17 protein-coding genes are annotated in these 19,053 nt (G+C 70.8%); 8 read left to right on the top strand and 9 right to left on the bottom strand.

From position 1 onward, the window contains the following. Position 1: 1 nt before the first annotated feature. A complete protein-coding gene (gene lon, locus ACIBX3_RS12180) occupies positions 2-2,359 on the bottom strand; it encodes an endopeptidase La (protein WP_397115963.1) in 2,358 nt (785 codons plus the stop codon). Positions 2,360-2,485: 126 nt separating this feature from the next. Next, a complete protein-coding gene (locus ACIBX3_RS12175; RefSeq protein ID WP_397115961.1) occupies positions 2,486-2,812 on the bottom strand; it encodes a hypothetical protein in 327 nt (108 codons plus the stop codon). A 375-nt stretch (positions 2,813-3,187) separates the two neighbouring features. On the opposite strand from ACIBX3_RS12175, the gene ACIBX3_RS12170 reads away from it, so the two are divergent. From ACIBX3_RS12170 to ACIBX3_RS12150, 5 genes are all read left to right on the top strand, one after another. Beyond that, on the top strand, positions 3,188-4,462 hold the full coding sequence (locus ACIBX3_RS12170; protein ID WP_397115959.1) for a sensor histidine kinase: 1,275 nt from the start codon (positions 3,188-3,190) through the stop codon (positions 4,460-4,462). Between the two features lie 135 nt (positions 4,463-4,597). Beyond that, complete coding sequence (locus ACIBX3_RS12165) at positions 4,598-5,254, top strand: response regulator (RefSeq protein WP_397115957.1); 657 nt, start codon at positions 4,598-4,600, stop codon at positions 5,252-5,254. A gap of 18 nt (positions 5,255-5,272) precedes the next feature. Continuing rightward, positions 5,273-6,634: a phenylacetate--CoA ligase family protein gene (locus ACIBX3_RS12160; protein WP_397115955.1), complete on the top strand. Its 1,362-nt coding sequence runs from the start codon at positions 5,273-5,275 to the stop codon at positions 6,632-6,634. Between the two features lie 124 nt (positions 6,635-6,758). Next, on the top strand, positions 6,759-7,598 hold the full coding sequence (locus tag ACIBX3_RS12155; protein ID WP_397115953.1) for an alpha/beta hydrolase: 840 nt from the start codon (positions 6,759-6,761) through the stop codon (positions 7,596-7,598). Between the two features lie 128 nt (positions 7,599-7,726). After that, a complete protein-coding gene (locus ACIBX3_RS12150) occupies positions 7,727-8,371 on the top strand; it encodes a heme oxygenase (biliverdin-producing) (protein ID WP_397115951.1) in 645 nt (214 codons plus the stop codon). On the opposite strand, the gene ACIBX3_RS12145 is transcribed toward ACIBX3_RS12150, so the two are convergent. The 3 genes from ACIBX3_RS12145 to ACIBX3_RS12135 are packed head-to-tail and all read right to left on the bottom strand — an operon-like array spanning position 8,368 to position 11,384. Next, positions 8,368-9,507 (bottom strand): Fic family protein, encoded by a 1,140-nt coding sequence (locus ACIBX3_RS12145; RefSeq protein ID WP_397115949.1) that lies wholly within the window; start codon positions 9,505-9,507, stop codon positions 8,368-8,370. The genes ACIBX3_RS12150 and ACIBX3_RS12145 overlap by 4 nt on opposite strands. Positions 9,508-9,556: 49 nt before the next feature. Further along, positions 9,557-10,792, bottom strand: a complete 1,236-nt coding sequence (locus ACIBX3_RS12140; protein ID WP_397115947.1) for an MFS transporter — start codon at positions 10,790-10,792, stop codon at positions 9,557-9,559. Then, the gene (locus tag ACIBX3_RS12135; protein WP_397115945.1) at positions 10,785-11,384 is read right to left on the bottom strand and encodes an ArsR/SmtB family transcription factor; all 600 of its coding nucleotides are present in this window, start codon (positions 11,382-11,384) and stop codon (positions 10,785-10,787) included. The genes ACIBX3_RS12140 and ACIBX3_RS12135 overlap by 8 nt, the downstream gene beginning before the upstream one ends. Positions 11,385-11,479: 95 nt before the next feature. Between ACIBX3_RS12135 and ACIBX3_RS12130 the strand changes: the two genes are divergently transcribed. After that, a complete protein-coding gene (locus ACIBX3_RS12130) occupies positions 11,480-12,115 on the top strand; it encodes a TetR/AcrR family transcriptional regulator (RefSeq protein ID WP_397115943.1) in 636 nt (211 codons plus the stop codon). A gap of 71 nt (positions 12,116-12,186) precedes the next feature. After that, the gene (locus ACIBX3_RS12125) at positions 12,187-13,599 is read left to right on the top strand and encodes an MFS transporter (RefSeq protein ID WP_397115941.1); all 1,413 of its coding nucleotides are present in this window, start codon (positions 12,187-12,189) and stop codon (positions 13,597-13,599) included. On the opposite strand, the gene ACIBX3_RS12120 is transcribed toward ACIBX3_RS12125, so the two are convergent. Then, on the bottom strand, positions 13,596-14,825 hold the full coding sequence (locus tag ACIBX3_RS12120) for a cytochrome P450 (RefSeq protein WP_397115939.1): 1,230 nt from the start codon (positions 14,823-14,825) through the stop codon (positions 13,596-13,598). The two genes, ACIBX3_RS12125 and ACIBX3_RS12120, sit on opposite strands and share 4 nt — an antisense overlap. Positions 14,826-15,022: 197 nt before the next feature. Here ACIBX3_RS12120 and ACIBX3_RS12115 point away from each other — a divergent pair, with 197 nt between their 5' ends. Further along, positions 15,023-16,399, top strand: a complete 1,377-nt coding sequence (locus tag ACIBX3_RS12115) for an FG-GAP and VCBS repeat-containing protein (RefSeq protein ID WP_397115937.1) — start codon at positions 15,023-15,025, stop codon at positions 16,397-16,399. Here the strand turns inward: ACIBX3_RS12115 and ACIBX3_RS12110 are convergent. From ACIBX3_RS12110 to ACIBX3_RS12100, 3 genes are read right to left on the bottom strand one after another with little or no spacing between them, the layout of a single operon-like run. Continuing rightward, positions 16,384-17,862: a sensor histidine kinase gene (locus tag ACIBX3_RS12110; protein WP_397115935.1), complete on the bottom strand. Its 1,479-nt coding sequence runs from the start codon at positions 17,860-17,862 to the stop codon at positions 16,384-16,386. The genes ACIBX3_RS12115 and ACIBX3_RS12110 overlap by 16 nt on opposite strands. Beyond that, entirely contained in the window at positions 17,859-18,551 is a 693-nt protein-coding gene (locus ACIBX3_RS12105; RefSeq protein WP_397115933.1) for a response regulator transcription factor, read from the bottom strand. Before ACIBX3_RS12105 ends, ACIBX3_RS12110 begins: the two co-directional genes overlap by 4 nt. Next, on the bottom strand, positions 18,548-19,030 hold the full coding sequence (locus ACIBX3_RS12100; RefSeq protein ID WP_397115931.1) for a hypothetical protein: 483 nt from the start codon (positions 19,028-19,030) through the stop codon (positions 18,548-18,550). The genes ACIBX3_RS12105 and ACIBX3_RS12100 overlap by 4 nt, the downstream gene beginning before the upstream one ends. Between the last annotated feature and the right edge of the window lie 23 nt (positions 19,031-19,053).

Here is a 19,053-nt window from a genome sequence, read left to right as displayed (position 1 = left end):
GTCAGGCCGCGACCGTGGACCTGACCTCGGCCGGGGCGAGCGCGATGTCGAGGACCTCGCGTACGTCGCTCACCGCGTGGATGGTCAGCTCGTCGCGGACCTCCTCGGGCACGTCGTCCAGGTCCGGCTCGTTGCGGGCCGGGATGAGGACGGTCGTGATGCCCGCCCGGTGCGCGGCCAGCAGCTTCTGCTTGACGCCGCCGATCGGCAGGACCCGCCCGGTCAGCGAGATCTCGCCGGTCATGGCCACGTCACCGCGGACCAGACGCCCGGACAGGAGCGAGGCCAGAGCGGTCGTCAGCGTCACGCCGGCCGACGGACCGTCCTTGGGCACGGCGCCCGCCGGGAAGTGGACGTGCACCGAGCGGTCCTTCAGCGCGGTGACCGGCAGCTCCAGCTCCGCGCCGTGCGAGCGCAGGTAGGACAGCGCGATCCGGGCCGACTCCTTCATCACGTCGCCGAGCTGGCCGGTCAGCGTGAGGCCGGTCTCGCCGGTCTCCGGGTCGGCCAGCGACGCCTCGACGTACAGGACGTCGCCGCCGGCGCCGGTCACCGCCAGGCCCGTCGCGACACCCGGCACCGAGGTGCGCTGGGTGGCCTCGGGCAGCGACGACTCCGGCACGAACCGCGGCCGCCCCAGGTAGCCGACCAGGTCGCCCTCTCCGACGGTGACGGGCAGCTCGTCGTTGGCCGCCACCTTGCGCAGGACCCTGGCGACCGCCCGCTCCAGGGAGCGCACGCCGGCCTCGCGGGTGTACTCGGCGGCCAGCCTGCGCAGCGCGCCGTCCTCGACGGTCACCTCCCCGGCGGTCAGTCCGGCCAGCTCCAGCTGGCGCGGCAGCAGGTGGTCGCGGGCGATCGCGACCTTCTCGTCCTCGGTGTAGCCGTCGAGCGTGACGACCTCCATCCGGTCCAGCAGCGGGCCGGGGATGGCCTCCAGGACGTTGGCCGTGGCCAGGAAGAGCACGTCTGACAGGTCGAGCTCGACCTCCAGGTAGTGGTCGCGGAACGTGTGGTTCTGCGCCGGGTCGAGCACCTCCAGCAGCGCGGCCGTGGGGTCGCCGCGGTAGTCGGCGCCGACCTTGTCGACCTCGTCGAGCAGGACGACCGGGTTCATGGAGCCGGCCTCGCGGATGGCGCGCACGATGCGGCCCGGCAGCGCGCCGACGTACGTGCGCCGGTGGCCGCGGATCTCCGCCTCGTCGCGTACGCCGCCGAGCGCGACGCGGACGAACTTGCGGCCCATCGCGCGGGCCACGGACTCGCCCAGGGAGGTCTTGCCGACCCCGGGAGGGCCGGCGAGGGCGAGCACGGCGCCGCTGCGGCGGCCGCCCACCACGCCGAGTCCCTTGTCCTGGCGGCGCTTGCGCACGGCCAGGTGCTCGATGATGCGGTCCTTCACGTCCTTCAGGCCGGTGTGGTCGGCGTCGAGCACCCCCCGTGCGCCCGTGATGTCGTAGTTGTCCTCGGTCCGGGTGTTCCAGGGGATATCGAGGACGGTGTCCAGCCAGGTACGGATCCAGCCGGTCTCGGGCGACTGCTCGGAGGTCCGCTCCAGCTTGTCGACCTCCTTGAGCGCGGCCTCGCGCACCTTCTCCGGCAGGTCGGCGGCCTCGACGCGGGCCCGGTAGTCCTCTTCCTCGGTCCCGGCGTCGCCGTTGAGCTCCTTGAGCTCCTTGCGTACGGCGGCGAGCTGCTGGCGCAGCAGGAACTCACGCTGCTGCTTCTCCATGCCCTCCTGGACGTCCTTGCGGATCGTCTCGGCGACGTCGAGTTCGGCGAGGTGCTCGCGGGACCACTCGATCAGCTTGGCCAGCCGGTCGGCCGGGTCGGCGGCCTCGAGCAGCTCGACCTTCTGCGCCGTGGAGAGCCAGGGGGTGTAACCGGAGCTGTCGGCCAGCACCGACGGGTCGTCGATCTGGTTGACCTGGTCGACCACCTGCCAGGCGCCGCGCTTCTGCAGAATCGTGGTGGCCAGGGCCTTGTACTCCTTGGCCAGCTCGTGAGCGCGCTCGCCGGCGGCGACGGTGTCGATCGTGTCGGCCTCCACCCAGAGCGCGGCGCCGGGGCCGGTCGTGCCGGTGCCCACGCGGACGCGGTCGACGCCGCGGACCACCGCGGCGGGCTCGCCGCCGGGCAACCTCCCGACCTGCTCAACGACGGCCTGCACGCCGATCGCGCCGTAGCGGCCGTCAATCCGGGGAACGAGGAGGACCTGTGGCTTGTTGCCACCGGATGCACGGGCCGCGTCTATGGCGGCGCGCACCTCGGAGTCGGACAGGTCCAGCGGAACCACCATGCCCGGCAGGACGACCTCGTCGTCGAGCGGCAGGACCGGGAGGATCAAGCTCTCACTCATGCGAACTCCAAAGGGTTGAGTTATACCGACTCAATTCATTGGAGCCCCTCATTGTTCCCTTCTTTGCTGATGTTCGCTCACGGCGATCGTAATCATGTAAGCGATACCTGAGGGTGAGGGGTGAGATCAACCCCTGGGGTGACGCCGTCGCGGGAGTGTGTACGTAGGCTTGACCAGGTGATCTCCGTCCTCCGCGCCCTCGGCCTCGGCCGCCGCCACTCCGGCCGGGAGCGCGAGCAGGCCGCTCCCGGCCCACTCGATGCAGGCGCCCGCCAGGAGCCACCCGCCGGACAGGGCGAGGATCGCTACCGGACGCCGGCGGATGAGAGTGATCGTCTGCGGGAGCCGTCGGCGGGTGACGGGCTGCGCGAAGGGGTCCCCGCGGAATCCGACCCCGGCACCGTCCCCGATGAGCCGGGCCAGGGGTCCGGCCACGCACAGCCGGGCGGACATGCCTTCGACGACGCGCTATCGGACGCGCCCGGTCTCGGAACCGATCACGCTCCCCCGGGCGTGCACGCACGCGGGCCCGACCACACGGCCCCGGGCGTGCACGGACGCCGAACCGATCAGGCTCCCCCGGGCGTGCGCGGACGTGGACCCGACGACGCTCCCCCCGGCGTGCACGGACGCCGAACCGATCAGGCTCCCCCGGGCGAGCACGGGCACGCCCCCGACGACGTCATTCCGGACGTGGGCGGGAAGGGGGCCGGTCGAGGATCGGCGGGGCGGCGCGGGCCCGGCCGTGGGTGGTGGAGGCGGCGCGAGCGTGGACACGGTCCTCAGGGGCCGGGATGGCAGGACAGGGTGAGGAGGGCCGGGTGGGCGGTGGCGCGGCCGTTCGGGCTGGCGTTGTTCCAGGGTGACGCCGACCCGCCGCCCCAGTCGCGGCGGCTGACGTTCAACGTGCCGCGCTGGATCGGCGTGCTCGTGCCGCTCAGGACGTACAACCTCATCCAGGTGGCGGAGCTGGCGCTGGCCATCTACTTGTACAGCCTGACACACGTAACGCTGATCGACTGGATCGTCGCGGCCGCGCGCACCTCAGGCGGCCCCGAGCCGATCCCGGAGGGCTTCGCCTACCTCGCCGGCGTGGCCGTGGCGCTGCCCGTGGCGTTGCGCGACCGGTGGCCGCTGGCCGCCTGGCGGGTCGCGATCGTGGTGATGCCGTTCATCATCTGGCTGACGATCGCCGTCGGTGCCGCCGACCCGCCTTACACCATGCCGGCGGTCTTGACGTACCTGATGGTCCTCTACTCGGTCGCCGTCCGCTGCGACCGGCAGATCACGCTGGCGGTCTGGATCATCACGGTCCTGCTGGCCTGGATCGTCCATCCCAACTCGATGCCGCTCGTCACGGTCCTTGCGACGATCGCGGTGCTGTTCGGCTACAACGTCCGGATCAGGCGGACCGCCACGGCGCGGCTGATCGAGGAGGAGCGGCGCACCCAGCTGGCCGAGGGCGCGCAGGCGGTGCTGGAGGAGCGCACCCGCATCGCCCGCGAGCTGCACGACGTGGTCGCGCACCACATGTCGGTGATCGCGATCCAGGCGGAGGCGGTGCCCCTCAAGGCCGCGGGCGATCCCGCGCAGCTGGAGGCGGGGCTGGCGGAGATCCGTCAGCTGTCGCTGGAGGCGATCGCGGAGCTCCGGCAGGTGCTGGGCGTGCTGCGCGACCAGGACGGCCGCACCGACACCACACCGCAGCCGGGGCTCGACCGGGTGGACGAGCTGGTCGCCAACGCCCGCGCCGCCGGGCTGGCCGTGCTGGTGAAGCGGGCGGGATCGCTCGACGGGCTCCCGCCCGCGGTCGGGCTGTCGGCGTACCGGATCGTCCAGGAGTCATTGAGCAACGCGATGCGGCACGCGCCGGGTACCGCCGTGGCAGTGGACCTGGTCCGTGACGGGGACGAGCTGCGGCTGCGCATCGCCAACGGGCCGGGCGCCGCGGAGAGCGGGCCACCGGGGGCGGGTCAAGGGCTGGTCGGAATGCGGGAACGTGCGGCGCTGCTCGGCGGCACGCTCGACGCCGGTCCGACACAGGGCGGAGGCTTCGAGGTACGCGCGACACTGCCGATCGCCGGCGGCAAGGCCTCCGTATGAGGATCGCCGGCGGCAAGGCCTCCGTATGAGGAAGGCACACACCCCCTCGTGCCCCTGCCGACCAGCCGGACGAAGGACGAAGGACGAAGGAGACCGCTCGATGAGGCACACCCGCCCGCGGACGAGGAGGAGCGTTTGATCAGGGTGCTGATCGCCGATGACCAGGGGATGGTGCGCACGGGGTTCACCGTGTTCCTGAGCGCGCAGCCGGACATCGAGGTGGTGGGCGAGGCGGCGAACGGCAGGGAGGCCGTCGAGCAGGCAGTGGCTCTGGCTCCCGACGTGGTGCTCATGGACGTGCGGATGCCGGTCATGAACGGGCTGGAGGCGACGAGGGAGCTGCTGTCGCGCCGTCCGTCGCCGAAGGTGCTGATCCTGACGACGTTCGACCTGGACGACTACGTCTACGAGGCGCTGCGGGCCGGGGCCAGCGGGTTCCTGCTCAAGGACGCCTCCGCGGCGCAGCTGGCCGAGGCGGTGCGGGTGGTGGCGGCCGGGGAGGCGCTCATCGCCCCGGCGATCACCAAGCGGCTGATCCACGAGTTCGCCAAGCTCGGCGCGCCCCGCCCGGCGGCGGGCCGGCGGCTGGCGGAGCTGACCGAGCGCGAGACCGAGGTGCTCACGCTGGTGGCCCAGGCACTGTCCAACCAGGAGATCGCGGACAAGCTGTTCGTGGCGGAGCAGACGGTGAAGACTCATGTCGGGCGGGTGCTGATGAAGCTGGGGCTGCGCGACCGGGCGCAGGCGATCGTCTTCGCGTACGAGACGGGGCTGGTGCGTCCTGGGGACTGACCGCCGTACAGTCGGCTGATGGACCCGGTTGAGCTCTTCCATCAGGTGGCGGCGACCGTGCCCGCCTACAGGGCCTTTCTGGCGGAGAACAACGTCAATCCCGCAGAAATCACGACATTTGGTGATTTCGAGCGGTTGCCGATGACCACGAAGGACACCTACACCCACCGCCATGCCCTGCCCGACCTCTGCCGGGACGGCGTGATCGGCGACATGGTCGCGGTGTCGTCGGGCTCGACGGGCGAGCCCTCGTTCTGGCCTCGCTCGGCGTCGGACGAACGCGTGATCGCCGCCCGCTTCGAAGAGGTCTTCCGCGACTCCTTCGCCGCCCGCGAGCACCGTACGCTGGCCGTGGTCTGCTTCGCGCTCGGCACCTGGGTGGGCGGCCTGTTCACCATCAACTGCTGCCGTCACCTGGCCGAACGCGGCTACCCGATCACCGTGGTCGCCCCCGGCACGGACCGCAGGGAGATCGCGCGGGTGCTGCCGGAGCTGGCCCCGTACTTCGACCAGGTGGTGCTCCTCGGCTACCCGCCGTTCCTGAAGAACGTGATCGACACCGAGGACCTCCCCTGGGCCGCCTGGAACGTCAAGCTGGTCACGGCGGGCGAGGTGTTCAGCGAGGAGTGGCGCACGCTGGTCGCCGAGCGCGCCGGGATGGCGGATCCGGTCCGCGGCATCGCCTCCCTGTACGGCACCGCCGACGCGGGCGTCCTCGGCAACGAGACCACGCTCTCGGTCGAGATCCGCCGTTTCCTGTCGGCTCGTCCGGGGATCGCCAGGGAGCTGTTCGGCGAGTCCAGGCTGCCGACCCTCGTCCAGTACGACCCCGAGGTGCGCTTCTTCGAGGAGCACCAGGGCACGCTGCTCTTCTCGGGCGACAACGGCATCCCGCTCATCCGCTACCACATCGCCGACGAGGGCGGCGTGATCCCGTACGACCGCATGCTGGACTTCGTCCGGCGCCACGGCTTCGCGCCCACCGCGCCGAGCCCCGAGCGGCCGTTCGTGTACGTGTTCGGCCGCAGCCATTTCACGGTGTCCTACTACGGCGCGAACGTCTATCCGGAGAACATCGCGATCGGCCTGGAGCAGCCCGAGGTCAGCGGCTCGGTGACGGGCAAGTTCGTGATGGAGGTGACGGAGGACTCCCGCCACGACCGGCACCTGACGGTGACGGTGGAGCTGATGCCGGGCGAGAAGCCGGCGGACGAGACGGCCCAGGCCGTGGGTGAGTCGATCCTGACCCAGCTCCTGCGGCTGAACAGCGAGTTCGCCGCGTACGTGCCGCCGGCCCAGCAGATGCCGTTCATCCGCCTGCGCGAAGCCGGCGACCCTGAGTACTTCCCGCCGGGCGCCAAGCACCGCTACACCCGCTGACCCCCATCCCGCCATCGCGGCCCGCGGTAACCGCGGTCCCCCTCCGGTACTACGCGCGAGTTCAAACCTCACGGTGACGCGCGCGATCAGCCACGCTCCGTAATGTCGCGGCATGCTTAGATGGATGGCACTCGCAGGGATCATGACGGCGGCCGGCGCGGTCCTCATGTGGCCGGGACAGCCCAGCGGCAGGTTGGTGAAGGTCTACGGCGACCTGGCCGCGGCCGGCCGGGTGGCGATCATCGTGCCCGGCGCCGACACGACGGTGGAGACGTTCGAGGCCGGCACGAAACGGCCGGGGGGCGCGGCGCGAGCGCTGCTGGCGGAGGCGGCCCGGCTGGCTCCCGGGGAGCGGCTGGCCGTGGTGGCCTGGCTGGGGTATGACGCTCCTCCGACGCTGAGCCTCGGCGCGATCATCGACGACGCGGCCGTCGAAGGCGCCGCAGAGCTCCGCCGCACGGTCAGCGACCTGCGCACGCGGACGACCGCCCCCATCTCCCTGCTGTGTCATAGCTATGGCTCGGTGCTGTGCGCCAGGGCCGTCCCCGGCTTACCGGTCACCGACCTGGCCGTCTTCGGCAGCCCCGGCCTCGGCGCCCCGTCCGCCGCCGCCCTGCACACCACGCCACCCGCGGAAGCACCCGGCACCGATGCGCTCCCCCGGCCGGCGACCCGCCACGCGACAGCCGGGGCAGCGCTCCCATCCGCCCACGAGACGAGCGCCGCGACACCCTCGCCTCTGCGCGTATGGGCGGGGCTCGGCGAGAACGACTGGATCAGGTTCGTCCCCAAGACCAAGATCGGCCCGCTGGGCTTCGGCACCGACCCGATGAGCCCCGGCTACGGCGCGCACATCTTCGAGGTGGGTCGCGGGGGCCACAGCGACTATTTCCGGTCGGGCACCCCGTCCCTGCGCAACCTCGCCCTGATCGCCCTCGGCCACCCCGAGCGGGTGACCTCTTGACTCCCTCGTTTCTGGGTACGTGAGAAGGGAGATGAGCTTTGGTGACATGGTGTCGTCAAAAGCTTGACGCGCGACGCCCGCGTTTGTGACACTTCGTCATGAAACGTTAGTGCGAGTAGAGGTGGGCCGTGACGACGTCGTTCTCCGAGACCTTGAGGAACGCCACCTGGGGCGACCACCAGTCCGCCGAGTCCGAGGGCTACCTCACGGAGCTGATGGGCGGCCGGCTGAGCGAGCACGAGTACGGCGAGATGGTCGCCCAGCATTACTTCGCCTACCTCGCGCTCGACGGGGTGTCGCGACAGCTCGCCGACCATCCGGTGGCCGGTCGGTTCGTGTTCCCCGAGCTCTACCGGGAGCCGGCGCTGGAGCGTGACCTGTCGACGATCTACGGCCCGGGGTGGCGGGACAGGATCGCACCGTCCACGTCCACCGGCGCCCTGGTCGCGAGGATCCGCCAGGTGGCCGACTGGCCGGGCGGTTACATCGCCCACCACTACACCCGCTACCTGGGCGACCTGTCCGGCGGCCAGTTCATCCGGATGGAGCTGCAGAAGATCTACGGCTACGCCAAGGGCGGGGGCGTGGACTTCTACATCTTCGACGAGCTGGGCAGCCTGCCGCGTTTCAAGAACGAATACCGGGCCCGGCTGGATGCGCTGGAGCTCGACGAGCGGGAGCGGCAGCGGATCATCCGCGAGGTCAAGCTCGCCTATCAGCTGAACACCGAGGTGCTGACCGAGCTCATGCACGTGGTCAAGACCGCCGCCTAACAACCCGCCTCGCGATAGGGGTCTCGCAACGGGGTGATCCGGTCGGCGAAATCGGCCTTGAGCTTCGCCAACCGGGGGCCCGCCTGGTAGTAGCGGCCCTTTGTTTCGCCGTACGGCTGAAGCCAGCCTTTGACGGCGAGATCCCGTAGGTCGCGGGCGGCCTGCCCCTGACTGAGCTCCTCGTCGGCCTGATATCTGCTCCGGCGCAGACGCCTGCTCACGAATGCCTCGTAGAGGGCGGACACGCACCGTGTGTTGAGTCCGTCGGCGTCGACCTGCTCTTCCAGCAGCATCCAGATCTCGCCTGCCTCAGCCAGGCGCTGGCATACCCGTTGCGCCTGCATATGGTGCGCTCTCAGGCAGAACCGCACCCAGTCGAGGGTGTCGCCATGAGGACTCCAGCGCCGGTGGCCGACCGCACCGAGCACGTCGTAATACTCGATGGTGGTGCGCTGCTGCCCGAGCCATTCCTCGATGGAGCTGAATTCCGGCGTCATGATCTGGTCCCGGCCGAGGACCAGAGTCTGAAGGGCACGCGACATCCGGCCGTTTCCGTCGCGCCACGGATGGATTTTCACCAGATTGAAGTGGGCCATCGCGGCCCGCACGTAACTCGGCATGTCTTGATCGCCCTCGTTGAGCCACGCGACCAGCTCATCCAGAAGTGCGGGGACGCGCTCGGCCTCCGGCCCTTCGTACACGACTTCCCCGGTGGACGAGTCCCGGATCCAGATGCTTCCTGGTCGAACCACCCCAGGGGTCTTGTGCCGGTGATGACCGATCATCATGAAGTTGAGCGCGTTGAGCACGCCGACGTCGTAGCGGAACACCGAGGCCCGCGACAGCAGGCCGATATAGGTCAGTGCCTGCTGATAACCGGCGATCTCCTTCGCGACGGCGGCGGACGCGTCAAGAGGATCCTCCCCCGCCATGATCGACTCGATGTCCTCGACGCTCGCCTTGTAGCCCTCTATGGCGTTCGACCCCTGGATGGCACGGGCCTGGAGCTGCCTGCGCAACTGGCCGTCCCAGCGATGGGTCTCGGCCAGGCGGTACTTCAGGTCCTGACGCATGTCCTCGATTTCAGACAGCACCGCCTTGTCGACGGGCTCAAGCGAGGGAGTGCCGTAGAGCATGACATCAAGAGAAGCACGATTAAATCATCCAGTCAAACAACTGAATGATTTAATCAAAATTGCCCCGATTAACGAGAACTAGGAGACCTGCGGCGATGAGTCCGCCTGCGTGCAGGCATAACGTTGGGACGATACCGATCCAACCGCCCAGGACACCGGCCAGCGCGGTTCCCATAAGCGCCGTTGTGGCCTGGGCACTGCCGAGGAGCCCGAAGACGCGACCGCGGTGGTCATCGGCGGTTACGGTCTGGGCCAGGGTGGTGAAGCCGGCCATCGCGGCCGCCGCAGGCCCTCCGGCCAAGACGATCAGCACGAAGGCGGGCCACAACTCGGGCAGAGCCAGCGGGTAGGCGAACAACGCCAGGTCCACGACGCCGAAGGTGATCGTCGCGGTGCCCAGCAGCAGCCGGGGAGCGGCGTTGCCCGGGTGCGCGGCGACGGCGAGGCCGCCGACAATCCCGCCGACCGCCTGCACTGACAGGAACAGCCCGTAGGCGTCGGCTCCGCCTCCCAGCACGTCCGCGACGAACGGAGCCGCCAGCGTGGCGAAGACGCCCTCGCCGAGCCCTGTGATCATCATGTAGACGACCAGCAGGCGGACCCCGGCGTCGCCCATGGCCAGGTGCACCCCGGCGACCCATTGCCTGCTGAGCCTCGCCGCGATCGGCGCCGGACGGCGCGGGGTTCGCAGGGTGGACTGCAGAGCCGCGGAGATCAGGAAGCCGGCTACGTCAATGAGGACAACGGTGGTCAGGCCGCCTGCGCTGACGGCGACACCGCCCAGCATCGCCCCCAGCAGGCGGGCGATCTGTCCGCCTTGGCCGAGCAAGGCGTTGGCGCGTACCAGCTGGGACTCCGTCACGAGCTGCGGGACGAGCGCCTTTTGCGCCGGGGCCAGGAGCGTGCTGAGGATGCCTGTCCAGAGCGCGACGCAGTACACGATCCACACCTGGGCCGGATTCCGTACCAGCAGGAGGGGCAGCAGCCCGAGTGCCAGCAGCAGGTCGGCGGCGACCAGCAGGCGGCGGCGGTCCCAGCGGTCGGCCAGCGCCCCGGCCACCGAGCCGAGCACGACATCCGGTAATCGCGAGATCAGCAGCATGATCGCAGTGGACAGCGTCGATCCGGTGAGGCGGTAGATGTGGAAGGCCAGGGCAGCGCTGATCGCCCAGTCGCCGGTCTGAGAGGCGAGTGTGGCCAGGAGCAACCGGCGGTAGTCACGGTTGCCGGCACCCAGCAGGGTCCGGATCCCGCCGTCCGCCGCACGCGCCGTCGGCTCAGTCACCGGAGGCCGTGGGCGGTAGCGGCACCGCCAGCTGGGTCAGCAGCACCGGACGCGCCCCTTCGGGCCGTGCGGAGGGGTCGTCGATGCGGGCCATCAGCGGCTCCAGAAGATCCTCGATGGCGGCGGCGAGCGTGGTGAACTCCTCGGGCGTGGCGTAGAGGAACGTGTTGCCCACCCCGCCGATCCCCTGCCAGGGCCCGGGCTCGTCGTGGCGCCGCTGCTGCCATTCGACCAGCCGCGACAGCGCCCGCTCGGCGATGACCTGCTCCAGCAGGCTCCGCGCGGCCGCCTGGTCCGGTCCGCCGCCGCCGTCGTCCCATGCCTGGGTGCTCTCGGTGGCCCGCCAAGGCCGCTCGCGTTCGTCGCGCGCCTCCGCCTGCTCGACGAAGCCGTATCTGGCCAGCTGGCGCAAATGGTACGACGCCAGCGCCTGACTGATGCCGGCCTGCCGGCCCGCTTCCGCCGCGGTGAGCGCGCCCGAGCGCATGAGCAACTCGTGCAGCGCCAGCCGGACCGGATGAGCGAAGGCCCGCATCGCGGCCGGGTCGTCGAGCAGGTGCCTCGGCCGGTTCGCCGCGGATTCCAAAGACATGCTTGGAATCTTGCGAGCAAGATCCCATGATGTCAAGGGTTTCTTTGGAATCTTAAGCACGGACGCCGTGCACAGGGTGGGCCTACCATGGCCCTATGCCCCGCATCTCGGCCGCCACCATCGGAGAGCACCGCGCCCAGACGCGCGACCGCATCCTGCAGGCCGTCTCCCGCCTGTCGAGAACGCAGGGCATCGACGCCATCTCCATGACCGACGTGGCCGGCGAGGCCGGCATCACCCGGACCGTCCTCTACAACTACTTCCCGGACAAGGCTGCGCTGTTGCTGGCGTTCACCGAGCGGGTGACCCAATACTTCATCGACAGCTACGAGCGGGAGCTGCCCGAGGACGCCTCGCCCGCCGATCGGCTGCGGGCGTTCGTGCGGTTGCAGCTGGCCGGGTTGCTCGCCCATCCCCATCCGGGGGCCGCCGACCTGAGCGCCGCTCTGGGGCCGGATGCCTACCAGCAGCTCGCCGAGCATGTCGCGCCCATGCAGCGGATCCTGGTGGAGATCCTGGAGAGCGGTGTCGTGTCGGGCGACTTCCGGGTGATCGAGGTTCCGGCCACCGCCCGCATGATCCTCGCCGTCGTCGGCGCCGAGCGGGTTCCGCTCATCAGCGGGGCCGTCACGGTGGAGGCGGCGGAGGCGCTGGTGTGCGAGTTCGTCCTGCGGGCCCTCGGCAACGAGTCCCTGGGTGACCGTCCAGAGAGTCCGGAGGCTCCTGTCTAGCGGATTCTCCCGATGATCGGTCATCGGGCCCTGCGATGATCGAGCGGCGGGTGCGGTGACAGGATGGGGCCATGACTCACGGCCCTGAAGAGGTCCAGACCGACGGCCATCTGGAGTTCAAGTCGGCCCCCGGCCGGTGGGTGCTCCTGGCGACCGTGCTCGGGTCCGGGCTGGCGCTGCTCGACAGCACTGTGGTGAACGTGGCGCTGCCGTTCCTCGGCAGGGAGCTCGACGCGGGCATGGACGGCCTGCAGTGGACGATCAACGCCTACACGCTCACCCTCGCCGGCCTGATCCTGCTGGGCGGGTCACTCGGCGACCGGTACGGCCGGCGACGCGTCTTCCTCGTCGGCACGGTGTGGTTCGCCGTGGCGTCCGCGCTGTGCGGGCTGGCGCCGAACATCGAGGTCCTGATCGCGGCCCGGGCGCTGCAGGGCATCGGCGGGGCGCTGCTGACGCCGGGGTCGCTGGCGATCATCCAGGCGTCGTTCGTACGCCGGGACCGGCCGCGGGCGGTCGGCGCGTGGTCGGGGCTCGGCGGGGTGGCCGCCGCGATCGGGCCGCTGCTGGGCGGGTGGCTGGTGCAGACGGTGGGGTGGCGCTGGGCGTTCCTGATCAACCTGCCGTTCGCGCTGATGGTCGTGCTCGTCGCGCTGCGGCACGTGCCCGAGAGCAGGGACGAGCAGGCGGTGGGCCGGTTCGACGTGCTGGGGTCGGTGCTGGCGGCGCTGGCGCTGGCCGGGATCACGTACGGGCTGATCGAGACGGGCGCGGCGGTGCCGCTGATCGCGGGGCTGCTGCTGGCGGCGGCGTTCGTGGTGGTCGAGATCCGCAGGTCGCCCGACGCGCTGGTGCCGGTCGGAATCTTCCGCAACCACGTGTTCACGGCTGTGAACGTGGTGACATTGATCATGTACGCGGCCATGGGCGTGGTGTTCTTCCTGCTGGTCGTGCAGCTCCAGGTCGTGTCCGGGTTCTCGCCCATCGCGGCGGGGCTGGCGATGTTGCCGACGACGATCCTGATGATGCTGCTGTCGGCGCGGGCCGGTGAGGTCGCCAAGCGGTACGGGCCGCGGTGGCCCATGACGATCGGGATCCTGGTGGCCGGCGCCGGGTTCATCTGGATGAGCACGATCGGGGCCGGCGCCTCGTACCCGTTCCAGGTGCTGCCCGCCGTGTCGGTGTTCGGGCTGGGGCTGGCGGCGGCGGTCGCGCCGCTGACCTCCACGGTGCTGGCCACCGCCGACGAGCGCTACGCGGGCACCGCCAGCGGCGTCAACAACGCGGTGGCCCGCACCGGGAGCCTGCTCGCGGTGGCCGCGGTGCCGCCCATGGTGGGGCTCGTGGGCGACGCGTTCCGGAACCCGCCGGTGTTCGACGCCGGGTTCCGGCTGGCGATGCTCATCAGCGCCGGGATGATGCTGGTGTCGGCGCTGACCACGTTCCTCACCATCAGGACGAACGTCCTGGCCGCCGAGGACTAGAAAGCGAACGGCTGGCTGCGGACGCTGTTGTCGAAGTTCGACAGCAGCAGCTCCGGCTCGCCCACCGAGCGGATGCCGGGCAGCCTGATCAGCAGCTCGCGGAACATGGTGCGCATCTCCTGCCTGGCCAGGTTGGCGCCCAGGCAGAAGTGCGGGCCGGGGCCGCCGAAACCGACGTGCGGCTTGGCGTCGCGGGTGATGTCGAACGCGTCCGCGTCCGGGAAGACCGACTCGTCCCTGTTGGCGGAGCCGTAGAACAACACCACCTTGTCACCCTTCTTCAGCTCCAGGCCGCGCAGCGCGTAGTCCTCGGTCACCGTGCGGCGGAACTGCATGATCGGGGACACGTAGCGGACCATCTCCTCGATCGCGCCGTTGATGTGCGTGTCGAAGTCGCTCATCAGCAGCTCGCGCTGCGCCGGGTTGTCGGTGAGGAGCTTGATGCCGTGCGCCATCGTGTTGCGCGCGGTCTCGTTGCCCGCGACCAGCAGCAGCGCGAAGAACGAGCCGAGCTCCTTGTCGGTGAGCTTCTCCCCGTCGACGTTGGCGTTGACCAGCAGGGACACCAGGTCGCCCTTGGGGTTGGCGACACGCTCGTGGCCGAGCTTGATGACCATGCGCTGCAGGGCCAGCAGGGCCAGCATGTTCTGGCCGGCCAGCTGGACGCTGCGGGCGAGGCTGGGGCGCACGCCGGTGTAGGCGGTGGAGATGTCCACGTGCTGGTGGACTTTCTCCCGGAGCTCGTCCGGGATGTCCAGCATGTCGCAGATCACGTGGATCGGCAGGCGGGCCGCGACCTGGGTGACGAAGTCACGCGGGCCGTCCTTGATCACATCGTCCACGATGCGCGCGCAGGCGGCCTCGATGTCGCTCTGCAGATTCGCCAGCATCTTCGGGCTGAACGAGCGGGTGACGATCCGGCGCAGGCGGGCGTGGCGCGGGTCGTCCAGGTTGACCATCGACTCGCCGAACACCTGCTTCACCCAGCCGGGCGGCTCGGGGTTGGTGACGGCGGGCTCGCTGGAGAAGATCTTGGCGTTGCGGCTGGCCTCGACCACGTCCGCGTGCCGTACGAGGGCGTAGAAGCCCTTGCCGGAGCGCAGGAACGGCACTTTCTTCTCGGGGAAGAACACCGGACGGTCCAGCTGGCGGAGCCGGGCGAACGCCTCGTTCCGCTCCTTGAGCGGCTTACGCCAGAAATCCAGGTCGGCGAGGTCGATGTGCACCCGTCCATCCTGGCACGTTCCCACGGTGCTGAAGCGTCTTCGGCTCCGTGCGCACATGAGTGAACCGGACATCAGCGTAGCCTCGCCGCATGCCGGCCGAGAGAACCAACACAGTTCTACGGCCAGACATAGGTTCGCATAGCGAGCGCCGACAACAGTTCACACCCTGGTCGTGCACGGCGGACATACCTGTAGGTATGAATGCGTTGCTCGCCGCCTGCCTGGTTCTTCCCCTCGTTTCCGGTGCCACCCCCGCCGCCGCCCGCTCGTGCGGCGGGCACCCCCTGGACTTCGACGGCGACGCCCGCCCGGACCTCGCGGTGGCCGCCCCCTACGACAATGCGCGCGCCGGTTCCGTGACCGTGATGTACGGGTCCGGAAGGAAGGTCAAGCTCACGCAGGACGGCGCGGAGCCGGGTGACGCGTTCGGCTCGGCGCTGGCCGTGGGCGACTTCAACGGGGACAAGTGCGCCGACCTGGCCGTCGGCGTGTCGGAGGAGTTCGTCGGCGAGCGGGTGCACCTCGGCGACGGGAACGGCGTCGTCCAGCTCTTCACCGGCTCCGTGGACGGGCTGGTCAAGGGGAGGGAGCTGGCGCCGGCGAAGCCGTCGAGCGACCGGTTCGGGGCCTCGCTGGCCGCCGGGGACCTGGACGGGGACGGGCGGGACGAGCTCGTTGTGGGCGCGCCCGGCCACCGGTCGGGCGGGTCGCTCACGGTGTACTGGATGAAGGGGCGCAAGCCGTACCAGATCACGCAGAAGACGCGGTGGGTGCGGCAGGCGGCGAGCGTGACCGACCAGTGGGGAGCCTCGCTCGCGACCGGGGACTTCAACGGGGACGGGCGGGACGAGCTGGCCGTCGGCGCTCCTGCCGACAGCGTCACGCTGGACGGGCAGGGGTCGGTCACGGTGATCGACGTACGGGGCCGGCGGGCGCGGCAGCTCACCCAGAGCAGCCCGGGCATCAAGGGCGCGTCGGAGAAATGGGACGGGTTCGGGGCGTCGCTGGCCACCGGGGACTTCAACGGCGACGGCCGCGCGGACCTGGCCATCGGCGTGCCCGGCGAAGGGATCACGAAGAACCAGCGCGCCCTGGACTACGGCGACGGCACCGTGGACGTCCTGTACGGCTCCCGCAACGGGCTGAGCACGCACAAGAGCGAGGCGTGGTCGCAGAACAGCCTCGACGGCAAGCCCCGCTACTACGACCGGTTCGGGGCGTCGCTGGCGGCCGGGGACTTCAACGGCGACGGCAGGGACGAGCTGGCGGTCGGCGTGCCCGGCGAGCGGGCGGTCCAGGTGCTCCAGGGCCGGGCCTCCGGTGGGCTGACCCGGGTCGGGAACCTGCTGATCAAGGGCAAGGGACGCGACTTCGGCGCCTCGCTGGCCGCGCTGCCCCTGGGCGAGCGCTACCGTCCGCTGGACAAGCGCCACCCGCTCTACGGCCTCGTGGTGGCCGCCCCGGACCAGGGCCTCGTCATGTACGCGCCGGGCTCCAGGAAGGCGGGCCTGCGCCTGGGCAAGGTCCGCCGGCTCGGCCAGGGGACCGGCCTGTACGGCTACGCCTTCGGCTGACCGCCTGGGTCTGCCGCCCCGTCGATCGGCAGGATCACCCGGAACAGGGCGCCCTTGCCCGGTTCTCCCTCCGCCACGATGATCCCGCCGTGCGCCTCGACCAGCGTCGCCGCGATCGACAGCCCCAGCCCGGACCCGCCCGCGCTGCGCGCCGGATCGGCCCGGTAGAACCGCTCGAACACCCGCTCCGCCACCTCCGGAGGGAACCCGGGCCCCTCGTCGGCCACCTCCACCACGGCCCGGTCCCCGTCCACGCCGACCCGCACCTGGAACGGCGTGCCCGGCGGGGTGTGCGTGAGGGCGTTGCTCACCAGGTTGCCGACCACCTGCCCCAGCCGCGGCTCGTCGCCCGTCACCACCACGGCGCCCTCTCCCCCGAACAGCCGCACCAGCTCGATCCGCCGGTCGGGCGCCAGCGTCTGGGCGTCGATCACCGCCGTGGCCCCGAGGCTGAGCAGGTCCACGGGCCGCATGGCCAGCTCGCGCCGCTGGTCGAGCCGGGCCAGCAGCAGCATGTCCTCCACCAGCAGCCCCATCTTGGCCGCCTGCCCCTCGATGCGGCTCAGCAGCCGCACGGCCTCGGCCAGGTCCTTCTCCTCCCTCAGCCGGTACAGCTCGGCGAACCCCCTGATCGACGTCAGCGGCGTGCGCAGCTCGTGCGAGGCGTCGGCCATGAAGCGGCGCATCAGCTCCTCCGACCGCTGGGCGGCCGTGGCGGACCTGCGGGCGGATTCGGCCGCCTCCTCCCGCTCGCGCACCGCGGACTCGATCCGGGCGAGCATGGTGTTGAGCGAGCGGCCCAGCTTGCCGACCTCGGTGGTGCCCGCCCAGAGCGGCACGCGGCGCGACAGGTCGCCGCCCGCGATGTCCTTGGCCGTGTGCGCGATGTCGCGCAGCGGGCGCAGGCTGCGGCGTACCAGCCCGTAGCAGGCCACCGCGAGCACGACCAGCGTGCCGCCGCCGGCCATCGCCACGATGAGGGCCAGCTGGGAGACCGTGGCGTCCACGTCGCCCAGGCTGACGGCGATCACCCGGCTCTCGCCCACGCGCCCGGGAGCGGCGACGACCCGCCAGTTCGGGCCGCCGGCGGTATGCGACTCGACCGTGAACGGCCGGCGCCCGAGCGCGGCGACGTCGGCGGCGGTCAGCCGGGGCAGGGCGGGCCGGTGGTCCCCGGGCGACTCACTGAGCGTGCCGATCGTGAGGCCGGAGGAGTCCAGCACCACCACGTGGAACAGCCCGAAGAAGCGCTGCGGCTTGCCCGGCGGGCGGGGCATGGGCGGCGGGGGCGCGTCGCGCGGGCTGCTGGCGAGGTGCAACTGCTGGTCGATGCGTTCGACGAGGTAGCCGCGCAGCAGCCGCACGGCGAACAGGCCGGTCAGCGTGATGGCGAGAGTGACCAGCAGCAGGGTCGCCGACACCAGCCGCAGCCAGAGCGGCGTGCGGGCCAGATGTTTCCTCATATGCGGGGCGGGCGCAGGATGTAGCCGACCCCGCGCAGCGTGTGCAGGTATTTGCGGTCGCCGATGTCGACCTTGCGGCGCAGGTAGGAGACGTACGATTCGACGAGGCCGACGTCGGTGCGCCAGTCGCCGTTCCAGACGTGGTCGAGGATCTGCGTCTTCGACAGGACCCGCCCCACGTTGAGCATGAAGTACTGCAGCAGCCTGAACTCCGTCGGCGACAGGCGTACGGGGATGCCGTCGCGCCAGACCTCGTGGGTCTCCTCGTCCAGCTCCAGATCGGCCACGCGCATCCGGTTCGGCGGCGGCGCGCCCCGGCGGGTCCTGCGCAGCACGGCCCTGATGCGGGCGATGACCTCCTCCAGGCTGAACGGCTTGGTCACGTAGTCCTCGCCGAGGCCCAGCCCGGCGAGGCGGTCCTCGGGCGAGTCCTTGGCGGTCACGAACAGCACCGGGACGCGCCGGCCCCGGGATCGCAGCCTTCCGGCGACCGCCAGGCCGTCCAGGTCGGGCAGCATCACGTCGAGCATCACCAGGTCGGGCGAGCTCTCCTCGGCCACCCGCAGCGCCTCCTTGCCGTCGGCGGCGGTCAGCACCTCGAACCCGGCCATGCGCAGGCTGGCCGAGAACAGCTCCCTGATGTTGGGCTCGTCGTCGACCACCAGCAGCCTGGCCTCGGGCTCGGTCATCGCGGTCCGCCTCCCTGAGTGATCGACTCCGCGGTCACCGATCCGTCGCCGCCCTGCCGGCCGCGCACCGTGACCGTGGTGCCCGCCTTCAGGTCGGACACCTTGCCGGGCTCGGCGATCTGGACCGTGGTCTGGCCGGTGGTGGTCACGGTGACGGTGGAGCCGTCCATGGTCTTGACGTAGACCTTGCCGCCCTCGACCTTCTCGACGGTCCCGATCGTGCCGCCGCCCATGCGCTGGGCGAAGCCGCCCTGCCGGCCGCCGTACCCGGGTGGGAGCTGCTGCGCCCCCGGTCCGGCGGCCGGCGCGGCGGCCGCGGCGCCGGACAGCTTGCCGGCCTGCAGGCCGATGAGGACCCCGGCCACCAGCACGACGCCGGCGGCCAGCGCCAGCGTGAGCTTGGACATGCCCTTCGCGGGCCGGACGGCGAGCTCCTCCCGCAGGTCGTCCGGGTACGGGGAGGAGTCGAGCTGGTCCATGTGCATCTCCTTGTTCGTGGCGC

It is taken from the genome of Nonomuraea sp. NPDC049480, from assembly GCF_044465905.1.
Taxonomy (GTDB): domain Bacteria; phylum Actinomycetota; class Actinomycetes; order Streptosporangiales; family Streptosporangiaceae; genus Nonomuraea.
The sequence above is the reverse complement of the archived record's forward strand: the minus strand, read 5'-3'. Positions and strand labels throughout refer to the sequence as shown.